The following is a 15,307-nucleotide window of genomic DNA, read 5'->3' as shown; positions in this document are numbered from 1 at the left end:
TTTCCGTGACTATGCTCAGGGGAGCGACCCCCCCTGCGTCGCAATGAAGCGGGGGCAGCGGGGTGGAGGGTATTTGCTGCACTACAAAAGTGCACAGCCTGTCAGTGGAGAATCCAACCCGTTGATTGTAAAGCGTTTATGCCGATGGCACGGGGCTTGCGAAGCCTTGCTGCCAGGGTGACAAGGAGTACGGCATGATCCGCAGTGGTTTTGATGAAATGTACGATGCTGACGGCCAGGTCCGCCCGCATTACCGGGCTTTTGCCCGCTGGCTGGCTGAAACGCCTGACGAGCTGCTGGCACAACGCAGACGTGAAGCCGACCTGCTGTTTCATCGTGCCGGCATTACTTTCACGCTCTATGGAGACGAGCAGGGAACTGAGCGCCTGATCCCTTTCGACACGATCCCGCGCAGCATCCCGGCCAGCGAATGGCGGGTGGTCGAACGTGGCTGTATCCAGCGGGTCAAGGCGCTGAACATGTTCCTTGCCGATCTCTACCACGAACAACGGATCATCCGGGCCGGGATCATTCCCGCCGAACAGGTACTGGCCAACGAGCAGTACCAACTGGCGATGCAAGGGCTTGATCTGCACCGTGACATCTATGCCCACATTTGTGGTGTCGATCTGGTGCGCGACGGTGACGGCACGTACTACGTACTCGAAGACAATCTTCGTACGCCCAGCGGCGTCAGCTACATGCTCGAAGACCGCAAGATGATGATGCGCCTGTTCCCCGAGCTGTTCGCCGCCCAGCGCATCGCCCCCATCGACCATTATCCGAACCTGCTGCTCGACACCCTGAAAAGCTCCAGCCCGCTGGATGATCCCAGCGTCGTGGTGCTCACCCCGGGACGTTTCAACAGTGCGTTCTTCGAGCACGCCTTCCTGGCCCGGGAGATGGGCGTGGAACTGGTAGAAGGCGCCGATCTGTTCGTACGGGACGACAAAGTGTTCATGCGCACCACCGACGGCCCGAAAGCGGTGGATGTGATCTACCGTCGCCTCGACGACGCCTTCCTTGATCCACTGGCCTTCAACCCGGATTCGATGCTCGGCGTACCGGGCCTGTTGTCCTCCTACCGTTCCGGCAACGTAGTGCTGGCCAATGCCATTGGCACGGGTGTGGCGGACGACAAGTCGGTGTACCCGTTCGTCACCGACATGATCCGCTTTTACCTGGACGAGGAGCCGATCCTGAAGAACGTTCCTACATGGCAATGTCGTAATCCTGCCGAGCTTTCCCACGTGCTGGCGAATCTTCCCGATCTGGTGGTCAAGGAAACCCAGGGCTCCGGCGGTTACGGAATGCTGGTGGGACCGGCCTCGACGGCGGCGCAAATCGAAGCCTTTGGCGAGCGAATCAAGGCCAAGCCGCACGCCTACATCGCCCAGCCGACGCTGTCGCTTTCGACGTGCCCGACCTTTGTCGAAAACGGCATCGCCCCGCGTCACATCGACTTGCGTCCGTTTGTGCTGGCCGGCCGCGAGACCCGCGTGGTCCCTGGCGGGCTGACACGAGTGGCGTTGCGCGAAGGCTCCCTGGTGGTGAACTCATCCCAGGGCGGGGGTACCAAGGACACCTGGGTGGTCGAGGATTGAGGAGCTGCCATGCTAAGTAGAACCGCCTCGGACCTGTACTGGATGTCGCGCTACCTGGAGCGTGCGGAAAACCTCGCGCGGATGCTCGATGTCAGCTATTCGTTGTCGCTGATGCCCCAGGACGGGCGTGGGGATGGCCTGCACGAGTTGGCCATGCCATTGCTGATCACCGGCACGCTGGATGACTACCGGGAGCGACACGGCGATCTGCACGCCGAGCGCCTGCTGCATTTCTTTGCCCTGGATGCGGCCAACCCGGCCAGCATCTACAGTTGCCTCGGCTCCGCGCGAGCCAGCGCCCATGCGGTACGTGGGCGAATTACCGCCGACATGTGGGAAAACATCAACGCCACCTGGCTGGAAATTCGTGGTATCGCCGAGCAAGGCTTGAATCGCTACGGCATGAGCCGTTTCTGCGAGTGGATCAAGGAGCGCTCCCACCTGTTTCGTGGCGCAACCTACGGCACCATCATGCGCAACGATGCATTCAGGTTCATTCGCCTGGGGACTTTCATCGAAAGGGCCGACAACACCTTGCGCTTGCTCGATGCCCGTTACGAAATGGCCGGTGACCAGGCCGACGCGGTCAGTGATGGCACGGCCCACGCGTATTACCAATGGAGCGCCTTGTTGCGGGCCTTGTCGTCCTTCGAGGCTTATACCGAGATCTACCGTGAGGCCCCGGGCGCTCGCCATGTGGCTGAGTTGCTGCTGTTGCGCGCCGACGTGCCGCGTTCGCTGCGCGCCTGTACCGAAGAAATCGACCAGATCCTCGCAAGCCTGCCGGGCACCAATGGCCGGCAGGCACAACGACTGGCGGCGGAAATGGACGCCCGCCTGCGCTACACCGGCATCAACGAAATCCTCGACGGGGGCCTGCATGCCTGGCTTACCGAATTCATCCCACTGGTCCGTGAACTGGGCAATGCCATCCACAGTTCCTACCTGGAGGTCATATGAGACTCTCGATCAGCCACGAAACGGCCTACCACTACGAAGATCAGGTTCGCGCCAGCATCCAGTACCTGCGCCTGACGCCCCACGACAGCGAACGCCAGCATGTGCTGAGCTGGCAACTGGATTTACCACGGCCGGTGCGGGCGCAGCTGGATCCGTTTGGCAACATCCTTCACGTACTGACCCTGGACGAGCCCCACGAAACAGTCATCATCGGTGCTCGCGGACAGGTGGATATCGACCCGTCTCGCGAAGCCGAGCACGAGAGCCAGTCAGCGCTGCCGTTCCTGCGCTTCACCCGGCTGACCGAAGCGGACGAGGCCCTTCGCGTCTTCGCCGCCCAGCTCTGCCAGCAGCGTCGCGATCGTACGGCGCTGATCGACCTGATGCACGGGCTGAACCAGCACATGATCTACACCCCGGGCACTACGGCGGTCGAAACCAGCGCGGCCCAGGCTTTTGCCGGGCGTAGCGGGGTATGCCAGGATCACACCCACGCATTCCTGGCCTGCGCTCGTAGCCTGGGAGTGCCGGCGCGGTATGTGTCGGGGTATCTGTTCAGCGAAGAGAGCGAGCACCTGGCAAGCCATGCCTGGGCAGAAGCCTGGCTTGACGACGCCTGGTACAGTTTCGACGTGACCAACCAACTGGCCCGTCCGGAGCGACACCTGAAGCTGGCCGTGGGCCTGGACTACCTGGACGCCTGCCCGGTGCGTGGCATGCGTCGCGGCGGCGGTTACGAGCAGATGCACGCCAAGCTGGTCGCGACTCCGGCACCAGTGATCACCGTGCAACAACAATAACTGCTTGGTGAGCGAGCTTTTGTGGCGAGGGGATTTATCCCCGCTGGGATGCGTAGCAGCCCTAAAGCAGTGAACTCAATCTTGCTGGCACACCGAGTTGCCTGGTTTGGGGGCCGCTTCGCAGCCCAACGGGGATAAATCCCCTCGCCACAAAAAAGCAATCTTACGGGGCTAATGGCTGCTTACGTCCCGCCATATGCTTCAAATAACCCACCAGCAAATCCAGCTCTGAATCCGGCAGCACCGCTGCCGAGAACCCGGGCATCTTGCCCTGGGGCCAGTGGCGCAGGCCTTGCGGGTCGCGAATGTAGCGCTTGAGGAAATCCCCGGAGAAGTATTCGGTTGGATTGAAGGGGATATTCAAGTCTGGACCGAACTGTGCGTCGCCCGCGCCGTTGAGTCGATGGCACGCCAGGCAGTTTTTCTGGAACAGCTCGAAACCTTTGTTGATCGGGTCGTCCTTGGCCAGGTTGGGCGCCGGCAGCAGGGCCGGAAAGCGGTCGGCCACGGCCGATAGGCGTTTGATGGTCGCCACTGCGTAGGGCCATTGTTCCGGGCTGATATGGCCAGCCTGCGGATCGGTCCAGACCAGGTAGAAAGGCCCGGCGCTGTGCTTGCCTTCCCCCAACGGTGGCCAGGGCTTGGCCGGGTCCTCGATCGCCAGCCAGGCCCGGGCCCCGCTCTTGTTGAGTAACGGTGCTGCGGGCATTTCGGCAGCGAAGCCATCCAGGGCAACGGCTTGCAGATGATCGTCCGCTTGAACGCCCGTCAATAACGTCGTCAGCGGCACGGCTCGATAACTCATGGGTTTCTTGTAGGAAACGTCATCCGTGATCTGGACCGTTTGAACGTCCGGGTGCTTGAGCAGTTCTTCGGTTTGCCAGGTGCGCGAGCTTGCGCCCAACTCCAGCACCAGTTGCGCGGCGTAAAGGGGCGTGCTGAGTAGCAACGCCCCGAACACAATGAGAGCTTTCAAGTCGATCGCCTTCCATGTCGAGGGGGTGCCGCAAAGGTTGGCACAGCCATCGCAGCTCGAACAGCGAACCCGTCACATTTTTTGGCGATACAGCCAGTGGAATAATGCAGATGCCTACGCTCAGGATTCAGCCAATCACCTTGGTGATATTCGGCAAAATCAACAGCAGCGTCGTGGCGAAGAGAATGAGTCCGGCTTGGCGAACTTTCGAATGTTTGAACATGGCTGACCCGCCTTTATTGTTATTTCCTAAAAGCCAGCCTGCATATCCGTGGCGACTGGCGTTGCACTTCCTGTCCGACAAGCGCCTCGGCAAAACCCGACGACTTTCTTGTACAAGGATTACATTAGGGGCCGCAGCGGCCTTGGCTTAGATCCAATTCGTATCAGCTTGGTGCGCATAGCTCTAAAAAAGCTATGAGGCCTATTGCCACCTTCCTGCCGGCCCTTTTGCTAGACAGCTTGCTTTCCTGAATCGGTTAACCCGATAGCTCGCTACCGTTCGTCTGAGCGTGGCCGTCAACGCCATTGAGCACTGTGGTCATTGAATCCGGCGCCGCTGGGCTTATGGTTGAGCTCATCGCATTACGCCCGTGGTTTTCGAGGATGTCATGACCCAAGCTTTGATTTTCGACGCATTACGCACGCCCCGTGGCAAGGGCAAGGCCGATGGCGCCTTGCACAGTGTCAAGCCGGTGAACCTGATGGGGGGCTTGCTCAGCGCCTTGCAGCAGCGCATGGATCTGGATACCAGCCAGGTCGATGACATCGTGCTCGGTTGCGTGACGCCAGTGGGCGAGCAGGGGGCTGATATCGCCAAGACCGCTGCATTGGTGGCCAATTGGGATGTCAGCGTGGCGGGGGTGCAACTCAATCGGTTTTGCGCCTCAGGCCTGGAGGCGGTGAACCTGGCGGCCATGAAGGTGCGTTCCGGGTTCGAAGACCTGGTGGTGGCGGGCGGTGTCGAATCCATGTCCCGGGTGCCCATGGGCAGCGATGGCGGCGCATGGGCGTTGGACCCGCAGTCCAACCTGCACGGTCACTTCATTCCCCAGGGCATCGGCGCCGACCTGATCGCCACCCTGGAAGGCTTCAGCCGCGAGGATGTCGACCGCTACGCGCTGCACTCCCAGCAAAAAGCGGCGCGCGCCCGGGCCGACGGCTCGTTCGCTAAATCCCTGGTCGCCGTACGGGACCAGAATGGCATCGTGCTGCTGGACCACGACGAATTCATCCGCGCCGACTCCACCCTCGAAGGTTTGGGCAAGCTCAAGCCGAGTTTCGAAGCCATGGGCCAGATGGGCTTCGATGGTACGGCGCTGCGCGTCTACAGCCATGTCGAACGGATCAATCATGTGCACACGCCAGGCAACAGTTCCGGCATCGTCGACGGTGCGGCGTTGATGCTGATCGGTTCCGAGGCCAAGGGGCGCGCCATGGGCCTGCAACCCCGGGCACGGATCGTCGCCACGGCCGTCACCAGCACCGACCCGACCATCATGCTCACCGGCCCGGCGCCGGCCACCCGCAAGGCTCTGGCCAAGGCCGGGCTGCGGGTCGAGGACATCGACCTGTTCGAAGTCAACGAAGCCTTCGCCTCGGTGGTACTCAAGTTCATCAAGGACATGGCCATCGACCCCGCCAAGGTCAACGTCAACGGTGGCTCCATCGCCCTGGGACATCCCTTGGGCGCCACGGGTTGCGCGATCCTCGGCACGTTGCTCGACGAGTTGGAGACGCGTCGCCTGCGCTATGGCCTGGCGACCCTCTGTGTCGGCGGCGGCATGGGCATCGCCACCGTCATCGAACGCCTCTGAGCCCCGACTTCAAGGAACACTTATTCATGACCGATGCCATCCGTTACGAAATCGGCCAGGACCGGATCGTCGTCCTGACCCTGGACATGCCGGGCCAGAGCGCCAACACCATGAACGCGGTGTACTGTGAGGCCATGGCCGCCTGCGTCGCCCGTTTGCAGGCAGAAAAGGACTCGATTGCCGGTGTGATCATCACCTCGGCCAAGCACACCTTCTTCGCGGGCGGTGACCTCAACGAACTGGTCAAGGTCGGCAAGTCCGAGGCCAAGGCTTTCTACGACAGGGTCCTGCTGCTCAAGGCGCAATTGCGTGCCTTGGAAACCTTGGGCAAGCCCGTAGTGGCGGCCATCAATGGCGCTGCCCTCGGCGGTGGTTGGGAAATCTGCCTGGCCTGCCATCATCGTGTGGCGTTGGACTTGCCATCGGTGCAGCTCGGTCTGCCGGAGGTCACTCTTGGCTTGTTGCCGGGCGGTGGCGGGGTGGTGCGGATGGTGCGCCTGCTCGGTTTGGAAAAGGCCTTGCCGTATCTGCTCGAGGGTAAGAAGATCAATGCGCAACAAGCGCTGCAGACCGGTTTGATCGATGAGCTGGCCCGGGATCGGGATGAACTGCTGGCCAAGTCCCGGGCCTGGATTCTTGCCAACCCCAGCGTCGTGCAACCCTGGGATGCAAAGGGCTATCGACTGCCGGGCGGCACGCCGTCCGACCCGAAAATCGGGCAAATGTTGGCGATCGCCCCCTCGATCCTGCGTAACAAGACCCAGGGCTGTTTGCCGGCTCCGGAGAAAATTCTCTGCGCAGCGGTGGAGGGCGCCCAGGTTGATTTCGACACCGCCCACCTGATCGAAACCCGCTACTTCACCGAACTGGCCACCGGCCAGGTGGCGAAGAACCTGATCGGTACCTTCTGGTTCCAGCTCAACGAGATTAAGGCCGGCGGCTCTCGCCCACAGGGTTTTGCGCCTTATCTGACGAAAAAAGTCGGCGTGCTCGGCGCGGGCATGATGGGGGCGGGTATTGCCTATGTCAGTGCTGTGGCCGGCGTTGCCGTGGTACTCAAGGATGTCGACCTGGCAGCCGCCGAGAAGGGCAAGGCCCGTTCGGCGGCGTTGCTGGATAAAAAAGTCGCCCGTGGCCAACTCACCGCCGAGCAGCGCGAAGCTACGTTGGCGCGGATTCGCACCACCGACAGCGACGCGGACCTGGCCGGTTGCGACCTGATCATTGAAGCGGTGTTTGAAGATCGCGCCCTGAAAGCCAGCGTGTCGGCCGCCGCCCAGGCAGTGGTGGGACATGATGCGGTGATCGCCTCCAACACCTCGACCTTGCCGATCACCGGCCTGGCCATGGCCGTGCCGGACCCGACGAAGTTCATTGGTCTGCACTTTTTCAGCCCGGTGGAAAAAATGCCCTTGGTGGAGATCATCAAGGGCATGCGCACCAGTGACGAGACCCTGGCCCGGGGTTTTGATTTTGTCCTGCAGATCAACAAGACGCCGATTGTGGTCAACGACAGTCGTGGCTTCTTTACGTCCCGGGTATTCGGCACCTTTACCAACGAGGGCATCGCCATGCTCGGCGAGGGCGTGAGTGCGCCGATGATCGAGACCGAAGCGCGCAAGGCCGGGATGCCAGTCGGGCCTCTGGCGATCTCTGACGAAGTTTCCCTCAGCCTGATGAGCCATATCCGCGCGCAAACCGCCAAGGACCTGCGTGCAGAAGGGAAAAGGCCGATGGAGCATCCGGCGTTCGCCGTAATTGATTTGCTGCTCAACGAATACAAACGCCCCGGCAAGGCCGCTGGCGCCGGTTTCTATGATTATCCGGCCAATGGGCAAAAGTACTTGTGGCCGCTGCTCAAGAGCCGCTTCGAGAAAGCCGGTGGGCAGATTTCCCCCCAGGATATCCGTGACCGTCTGCTGTTCATCCAGGCCCTGGAAACCGTGCGCTGCATGGAGGAGGGCGTACTGACGTCGACGGCCGATGCCAACGTCGGCTCGATCTTCGGCATCGGCTTCGCGGCCTGGACCGGCGGTGCGCTGCAATTCATCAATCAATACGGCTTGCAGGACTTTGTCGGCCGCGCCCAGTATCTGGCTGAGCAATACGGCGAGCGCTTCTCACCGCCGACCCTGTTGTTGGAGAAAGCCGCCAGGCATGAACTTTTCTGACAGACCCGGGGAGGGGCTTGCCTTGGAACCGTGTTTCAGGGCAGGCTCTGGGGTGTGCAATATTCCCATCATCGTGTCAGGTATTTTTTATGTCGCTACGCATCTGCATTCTGGAAACCGATATCCTGCGTCCGGAACTGGTCGACCAATATCAGGGTTACGGGCAGATGTTCCAGCGTCTGTTTTCACAGCAGCCCATTGCGGCCGAATTCGTCGTATACAACGTGATGGAGGGGCATTACCCCAGCGATGACGAGCAGTTCGACGCTTATCTGGTGACCGGCAGCAAGGCGGACTCCTTCGGCACCGACCCGTGGATTCAAACCCTCAAGACCTACTTGCTGGAGCGCTACCAGCGCGGCGATAAATTGCTGGGCGTGTGCTTTGGTCATCAATTGTTGGCGTTGTTGCTGGGCGGCAAGACTGAACGCGCCACCCAAGGCTGGGGTGTCGGCACCCATCGCTACAAACTCGCCGCCAAGGCGCCTTGGATGAGCCCGGTGATGGAAGAACTGACCTTGCTGATCAGCCATCAGGACCAGGTCACCGAACTGCCCGAAAGCGCGACCGTCATCGCCTCCAGCGATTTCTGCCCGTTCGCCGCCTACCACATCAACGACCAGGTGCTGTGCTTCCAGGGCCATCCGGAATTCATCCACGATTACTCCCGGGCCTTGCTGGAGATTCGCCAGCAACACCTCGGCGAGCAGATCTACAGCCAGGGCGTGGCGAGCCTCGCCCATGAGCACCATGGCACCACGGTGGCGGAGTGGATGATGCGTTTCGTTGCTCACAAGCCACAGGCCGAAGCCACCCAAGGCTGAAGATCACCACTATCTAATGTGGGAGCGAGCCTGCTCGCGATAGCGGTGGATCAGTTGGCGATTCTGTTGGATGTGCCATCGTCATCGCGAGCAAGCTCGCTCCCACAGTTGTTTCGGATTGGGAGTTACCTTTTGTGGGAGCGAGCCTGCTCGCGATGAATCCCACACAAATCCCATTGTTTGCCTACAACCACCCCGATCGCTTGAAGCTCCACCACAACGAGGAGCATCCCACCGCAATGACCCCCAGCACGGCAAAATAGCCGTATTGCCAACTCAACTCCGGCATGTCCTGGAAGTTCATCCCATAGATCCCGGCCACGGCCGTGGGAAACGCCAGGATCGCCGCCCAAGCCGCGAACTTGCGCTGCACTACGCTCTGGCGCGACGCTTCGAGCAGCACGCCGACTTCGATGGTCTGGCTGGCGATGTCGGCCAGGGTCGCCAGGTCTTCCATTTGCCGCGTGACATGAATCTGCACATCGCGGAAATACGGGCTCATGTTCTTGTCGATGAAGGGGAAGTCCAACCTCTGCAACTCTTCACTGATCTCCACCATCGGCGCCGCGTAGCGACGCAGGCGCAACACGTCGCGGCGCAAGCTGTGCAGGTTCTGGATATCCCGCTCGTTCAGGGAGCTGCACATGACGTTGCGCTCCAGCTCATCGATCTCGGCGTGAATGGCTTCTCCCATGGGCTGGTAGTTTTCAATCACGAAATCGAGGATGGCGTAGAGGACGAAATCTTCCCCGTGTTTCAGCAAGAGAGGACGTGCCTCACAGCGTTGCCGGACGTGGGCGTAGGACGCTGAGTGCCCGTTGCGAGCCGTGATGATGTAACCCTTGCCAGCAAAGATATGGGTTTCGATGAACTGCAGCTTGCCGTCCTTGCGTATCGGCGAATACGTGACAATAAACAGCGCATCGCCAAAGGTCTCCAGCTTGGGCCGGCTGTGTTTTTCCATGGCGTCTTCGATCGCCAATTCATGCAGGTTGAATTGACGCTGCAGGTTGGTCAGCTCCAGGGCGCTGGGTTCTTCGAGACCGATCCACACAAAATGACCAGGTTTGGCAGCCCAGGCACTGCCTTCGTCGAGGGTGATATTGGTGACTTTCTTTCCGGCGCTGTAGACCGCAGCAGCAACGACTCTACCCATAATGGTGGTTCACTTCTTATTGGAAAATGGCAGTGACAGGGAGCGTCCAGCTTAACGCGCCCTGTAGTTTGAGAGTCAGCAAAATCCGCGGAGTTCGGCGGTAAAAGAAAACCCGCCGAGAGGCGGGTTTTCCATTCAGGCGGCTTGCAACTGCCGGTCCATTGTCGCGATGCACTCGCGCATCTGCTCACGGCATTGGGCGATGAGCCGGGGCATGTCATCCATGCTCAACCCGGCTGTAGGAATTGCCGGCAATGAGCGTATGAGGATGTCACCGCTGCGCCAGCGATTGAGGCGCATATGCTTGATGTAGCTGCTGACGCACACCGGAATAATCGGTACCCCGGCGGCTATTGCCATCTGGAATGCGCCTTTCTTGAACGGCAGCAGGTCCTCGCCCAGATTGCGCGTGCCTTCCGGGAAAACCCAGATCGAGGTGTCCTCATGCTGCAAGGTATGGGTGGTGGTCAGCATCGACTTTCGCGCCTTGATCGCGTTGCCGCGGTCGATCAAGACGTTGCCCGCCAGCCAGAACAATTGCCCGAACAGTGGCACCCATTTCAGGCTCTTCTTGCCGATGCACACGGTCCGGCGCGGCACCACGTTGCCGAACATGAACAGGTCATAGTTGGATTGGTGGTTGGCGATGATGACGCAGCCGTTGGGCTTGTCCACCAGCGTGTCGACCTGCGCCCGGACCCGCAAACGCAAAATGCACATCGCCGGCAATGCGTACAACCTTGCGCATAAACGGCTGTTGTCCGGATTGAACGGCCGGCACAGGCCCAGAATCACCCCGAGCACGCCAGCCAGGACAAAATGCAGGCCCATCAACGACATACGCAATACAAACAGCATCTACAGGCCCCATCGGGACAAAAGGTGGCGCAGTGTACGGATGTGCACTGTTTTCGGCAATTGCCCCTATAGAGGTAGGAAATGGACGATGTTTAAGCGCATGTTTCCACATGGCGCGACAGAAGCGGCCTAGAGCGGTTGCGGACTTCTAAACGGGGCGTGTAGGAAAAATGCCCAGTGCTGAGGGTTTAAGGAAGGTCACTACCCCGTGGCGAGGGAGCAAGCTCCCTCGCCACGGTGATCCGTGTAAGCCTTGAGTGACCAGGGAGCGTCAGCCCATATGCTCCTGATCCAGCAAAATCGCGCTGTCCAGCGTTTCCAGCAGGGCCTTGCGAACCTTCAGCTTGGTGTTCTTGTGGGCGGTCATGTTGATTTTCTTCAACTGACGCGCCGCTTCCAGGGCTGCGCCCTGCAGTTCTTCGGCCGACACCACTTTGTCGAGGAAACCGGCATCCACCGCGCTCTGCGGGTTGAACATCTCGGCATTGATCACCGAGCGATGAAACGCCGACTTGCGCAGGCGATCACGGGCCAGCTCGATACCGGCGTGGTGCATGGTCATGCCGATCTGCACTTCGTTCAGGCCGATGCTGAACGGTCCTTCCACACCGATGCGGTAGTCCGCCGACAGCAGCAGGAACGCACCCTTGGCCACCGCATGCCCGGGGCACGCGACAACGACAGGGAAGGGGTGCGATAACAGGCGACGGGCCAGCGTCGAGCCAGCCGTGACCAGGCTCACCGCTTCCTTGGGACCGGCGGTCATCACTTTCAGATCATAACCACCGGACAAAATCCCCGGCTGCCCGGTAATGATCACCACCGCCCGATCCGCCGTCGCCTGGTCCAGCGCAGCGTTGAACGCGGCAATCACATCCGGCGAGATGGCATTGACCTTGCCGTTGTTCAAGGTCAGGGTCGCGATACCGTCTTCGAGATGGTAGGCAATCAAGTCGCTCATGACGCTATTCCTTGTAAGAGAAGTGACGCCGACGTTACCCACCGTCGCAGGCCAGGTAAAGCGCCGTGACTGACTCACCGGTCAGCCCAAGGCCCCACAAACAACCTGGCCCGCCCAACCGGCCATGCCTTTATCTATAGTGCAGTGCAGACACAAACCCAGAGATTGGCCGATTTGCCATGCTCCGAGGCGTTTGAAATGCCCGACCACCTTAACCACATGAAAATTCTGAAAAAAACCTTTGCCATCGGAAAAGCTTTCGACTACATTAGCGCGCCTCGACAGACTGAACAGTTTGCCGAGATACGGTGAAGTGTCCGAGTGGCTTAAGGAGCACGCCTGGAAAGTGTGTATACAGGAAACTGTATCGAGAGTTCGAATCTCTCCTTCACCGCCACATTCTGCAAACACAAACCCCTGATTTTCCTAGAGAAAGTCGGGGGTTTGTGGTTTTTGGTGTCTGAAAAAGGGCGATATGGGAACAATATGGGAACATGGCACGCTTATTCGGTCATGCTAGCTTCCCCGGAGAGGGCTTTTGGCTGGCTGTTGATCTGGTGACCCGAAAGATGCCGCAGCAATGTTACTGTGCGATCAGAAATGATCGATGAATGGGCTCGAGGTGAATATGGTCGCTAATGAAACTTATGTTGCGGTAGGAGCTGATTTCAGCAGGATATTTGAACCGAATGATTTTCTCGCAATGATCAACATCCCCGATGAGGCCCTTTGCGTGCTAAGAGGCCATTTGATACTTGAAGAGTTTTTGAATCTCTGGTCCAGAAAATTGACTGGCGATGAATATATGTATAACAAAGGTTTTGTACCTTTTAGGACCAAACTTACTAAGTCAAAAGATCTTGGTATGCCGGCCGATATTTATACCGTTATGGATAAGATCAACGAGATTAGGAATCGCTTCTCTCATAGAAAGGGATATTCCCTTGAAGGATCCATGGTAGACGCGCTGAAGAAAAAAATTGACGCCGTAGAATCAACAGCTCAGACTTTAAGGTGTGAGGATTTTTCGGTGTATGCAGGAGGGAAAGATCAGTATGGTAATTCAGTGGGTATCACTCACTCTTGGGCGGGAGCTGACAATAGAATAAGATTTCTTATTGTGTTTATGGCTTTTATGCTTAAGTTTACTGTTTGGATTCAAGAGGCATTTACAGCTCGTGGTATCACCTTCGAGATCGCCGCCATCCCTAAGCACGAACCGCGTTGACTGCGAAAAATTAAGGTTTGCAGCCGTTTGCTTGCAACACTTTAGATGGGGGATCCCGCATCGTCGACGGTGGGAGTTTCGAACGCAAACGGGAACTCCCAAGCGCACTCGTCTTTCAAACGGTCAAAGAGTTTTTGTTGATCGTCTAGTTCTTTATGGTCAGCTAAATCCAAATAGTAGTTGAGCCCATCATGGATATAGTAAATTAACCATTCGCCTGTCAGCGCTCCCCTTTTTTTTCTCGATTCTATTCCGCCATAAACGATGGCATGTGATATTTGATTGGCCTTGGTTAGTCGATAATTCTCCATGTCTGAATCATCTTCATCTATCATCAAAATTTCATGTAGCTTGTCTTTCAGTAAGCCTTGGTTTACTGCGTAGTCAGCGAACCATTTGTTAACTACATTCTGAGGCAGATGTTGTGCGTCGAAATAATGCTTGTGCCAGAAGCGCCCCAAAATTGAACCTCTGAATTTTTCAGCTTTTTTTGTGCCAGTAAATTTACTGGTCGGTGTTTTTTCAAGCAGCGCAATCTCATCTAATACCGAAAATTTGTTGAGTCGCCTGAGCAAAGAATAATTGTTAAGTCGCAACGCTAGGCATTGGCTCATACGATGAGAATAGGGCTGTGCAAGAGCTACATTCTTTTTTAACAGCAGTGAGTCATATCGATGCAGTAAGGGCATTTTTTTGCCATCCATAAAGTGCAAGGTATTTATAAACCAAGTGCGTGCTGAAGCAAACCAATAACATCCGGCCCATCCTCATTAATCCATGTGCCATAGTGCTGCCGAATCATATTCCCATTCGTGTGCCCCATCTGCTCCGCAATCCAATCAATCGAAGCCACCCCCGTAGTCAGCAACTGACTGGCATACGTATGCCGACACTGCCCCGGTCCTCGGTACCGAACCCCGGCCGCATTCAAATGAGCCTTGAAAAACCGATCCCGCACTACGAAATCACTGACGTGCGGCAAACCGCTTTTGGTATTCAAAAAAACAAAGTGCAATTTATGTTGCCGCACCGTCTTGTTGTCGCGTTCAACGATATCGACTGTCTCCGCCTGCTTCTTCTGATTTATTGCATTGATCTTGCGCAACGCATCCCAAGCCGGCTCCAGCAACCGTACCTTCCGCGTCGAACGCCGAGTTTTCGTCACCCGATAAGCGCCGCGCACCTTCGACCGGCGAAACGTCACCGTCCCTTGCTCCAAATCGACATCCTCCCACGCCAAAGCAATAGTCTCTGAAACCCTCGGCCCCGCCCAAATCATGAATTGCACCATCAACAGCTCTTGCGTACGGCTGGTCGGCGTTTCAAGAATCTGTTTGATTTCCGCCCTGGTGAACGGGTCCGGCGCTTCAGGATCGGGCAGGCGGACGAATAGCCCCTCTGTAGGGTCGTGAGCAACCTTTTTACGAGTGCGGTACAGCCTGAAAATCTGCCGCACATTGCAGATGATGTCTCGGATGGTTTTGTTCTTTAGCCGCGTCGAAAGCGTATCCTGCACCCACTCCTGCAAATCCAAGTGGTCGATCTGGTCAATCTGAACTTTTCCCCAGCGCGGTCGGACATGGACTTCTGCCTTATTGGCATATCCTCGGTAAGAGGCGGCGGCCACACCGTTGGCTTTAATTTTTAGCCACAGGTCCAGATAGTGTCCGAAGGTGTTCTCGACCAGTCTTGCCGAGTTAGGGAAATGCCGACAGTAATCGAAGGTACCGGCCTGTATCTCGTATTCGATGATGTTCACTAGGCGCGCCGCATGCTTCCGGTTTGCCGCTGTATTGCCGCCGGGCACAAGCTCCCGGCACAACTCTCCATTGAAACGAAAATAGACCCGTACCGAATTTCCACGAGCCTCTACGCCATTTGCCATGCGCGTCTCCATGCGATGTATGAATAGCCCCCACCAGAGCCCGGCGGGAGGGAAGGCCGTCCCTGGC

At 58.0% G+C, this 15,307-nt stretch carries 13 protein-coding genes and 1 tRNA gene; 8 read left to right on the top strand and 6 right to left on the bottom strand.

Going from position 1 to position 15,307, the window contains the following annotated elements; translation table 11 throughout:
* Window positions 1-194: 194 nt before the first annotated feature.
* Genes DTP52_RS16660 through DTP52_RS16650 form a run of 3 tightly spaced genes read left to right on the top strand, consistent with a single transcriptional unit; the run spans window position 195 to window position 3,364 of the window.
* Complete coding sequence (locus DTP52_RS16660) at window positions 195-1,604, top strand: circularly permuted type 2 ATP-grasp protein (protein WP_109754353.1); 1,410 nt, start codon at window positions 195-197, stop codon at window positions 1,602-1,604.
* A 9-nt stretch (window positions 1,605-1,613) separates the two neighbouring features.
* Complete coding sequence (locus DTP52_RS16655; RefSeq protein ID WP_109754352.1) at window positions 1,614-2,564, top strand: alpha-E domain-containing protein; 951 nt, start codon at window positions 1,614-1,616, stop codon at window positions 2,562-2,564.
* Window positions 2,561-3,364: a transglutaminase family protein gene (locus tag DTP52_RS16650; RefSeq protein WP_109754351.1), complete on the top strand. Its 804-nt coding sequence runs from the start codon at window positions 2,561-2,563 to the stop codon at window positions 3,362-3,364. The genes DTP52_RS16655 and DTP52_RS16650 overlap by 4 nt, the downstream gene beginning before the upstream one ends.
* Window positions 3,365-3,527: 163 nt before the next feature.
* Here DTP52_RS16650 and DTP52_RS16645 read toward each other — a convergent pair whose 3' ends face one another.
* Window positions 3,528-4,340, bottom strand: a complete 813-nt coding sequence (locus tag DTP52_RS16645; protein ID WP_109754350.1) for a cytochrome c — start codon at window positions 4,338-4,340, stop codon at window positions 3,528-3,530.
* A 611-nt stretch (window positions 4,341-4,951) separates the two neighbouring features.
* Between DTP52_RS16645 and DTP52_RS16640 the strand changes: the two genes are divergently transcribed.
* The 3 genes from DTP52_RS16640 (at window position 4,952) to DTP52_RS16630 (ending at window position 9,152) form a co-directional block, all read left to right on the top strand.
* Window positions 4,952-6,157 carry an acetyl-CoA C-acetyltransferase gene (locus tag DTP52_RS16640; RefSeq protein WP_109754349.1) on the top strand — a complete coding sequence of 402 codons (1,206 nt, stop codon included), beginning with the start codon at window positions 4,952-4,954 and terminating at the stop codon, window positions 6,155-6,157.
* Window positions 6,158-6,183: 26 nt separating this feature from the next.
* Window positions 6,184-8,328 (top strand): 3-hydroxyacyl-CoA dehydrogenase NAD-binding domain-containing protein, encoded by a 2,145-nt coding sequence (locus DTP52_RS16635; protein ID WP_109754348.1) that lies wholly within the window; start codon window positions 6,184-6,186, stop codon window positions 8,326-8,328.
* A gap of 89 nt (window positions 8,329-8,417) precedes the next feature.
* Window positions 8,418-9,152 carry an amidotransferase gene (locus DTP52_RS16630; RefSeq protein ID WP_003204170.1) on the top strand — a complete coding sequence of 245 codons (735 nt, stop codon included), beginning with the start codon at window positions 8,418-8,420 and terminating at the stop codon, window positions 9,150-9,152.
* Window positions 9,153-9,336: 184 nt separating this feature from the next.
* Here the strand turns inward: DTP52_RS16630 and DTP52_RS16625 are convergent, their stop codons facing one another.
* From DTP52_RS16625 to DTP52_RS16615, 3 genes are all read right to left on the bottom strand, one after another.
* On the bottom strand, window positions 9,337-10,308 hold the full coding sequence (locus tag DTP52_RS16625) for a magnesium and cobalt transport protein CorA (RefSeq protein ID WP_092204682.1): 972 nt from the start codon (window positions 10,306-10,308) through the stop codon (window positions 9,337-9,339).
* A gap of 135 nt (window positions 10,309-10,443) precedes the next feature.
* Window positions 10,444-11,166, bottom strand: coding sequence for a 1-acylglycerol-3-phosphate O-acyltransferase (locus DTP52_RS16620; protein ID WP_109754347.1), 723 nt, complete (start codon window positions 11,164-11,166; stop codon window positions 10,444-10,446).
* 271 nt (window positions 11,167-11,437) lie between these two features.
* Window positions 11,438-12,127 (bottom strand): crotonase/enoyl-CoA hydratase family protein, encoded by a 690-nt coding sequence (locus DTP52_RS16615; RefSeq protein WP_109754346.1) that lies wholly within the window; start codon window positions 12,125-12,127, stop codon window positions 11,438-11,440.
* Between the two features lie 307 nt (window positions 12,128-12,434).
* Here DTP52_RS16615 and DTP52_RS16610 point away from each other — a divergent pair.
* Window positions 12,435-12,524 (top strand) — tRNA-Ser (locus DTP52_RS16610).
* A 231-nt stretch (window positions 12,525-12,755) separates the two neighbouring features.
* The gene (locus DTP52_RS16605; protein WP_146206864.1) at window positions 12,756-13,355 is read left to right on the top strand and encodes a hypothetical protein; all 600 of its coding nucleotides are present in this window, start codon (window positions 12,756-12,758) and stop codon (window positions 13,353-13,355) included.
* Between the two features lie 41 nt (window positions 13,356-13,396).
* Here DTP52_RS16605 and DTP52_RS16600 read toward each other — a convergent pair whose 3' ends face one another.
* Window positions 13,397-14,044 carry a hypothetical protein gene (locus DTP52_RS16600; protein ID WP_146206863.1) on the bottom strand — a complete coding sequence of 216 codons (648 nt, stop codon included), beginning with the start codon at window positions 14,042-14,044 and terminating at the stop codon, window positions 13,397-13,399.
* A 29-nt stretch (window positions 14,045-14,073) separates the two neighbouring features.
* Entirely contained in the window at window positions 14,074-15,240 is a 1,167-nt protein-coding gene (locus tag DTP52_RS16595; RefSeq protein ID WP_109754343.1) for an Arm DNA-binding domain-containing protein, read from the bottom strand.
* Between the last annotated feature and the right edge of the window lie 67 nt (window positions 15,241-15,307).

Origin of the sequence: Pseudomonas sp. 43mfcvi1.1 (genome assembly GCF_900115935.1) — a bacterium.
GTDB classification, from domain to species: domain Bacteria; phylum Pseudomonadota; class Gammaproteobacteria; order Pseudomonadales; family Pseudomonadaceae; genus Aquipseudomonas; species Aquipseudomonas bijieensis.
This window is presented reverse-complemented; position numbering and strand designations above follow the sequence as displayed.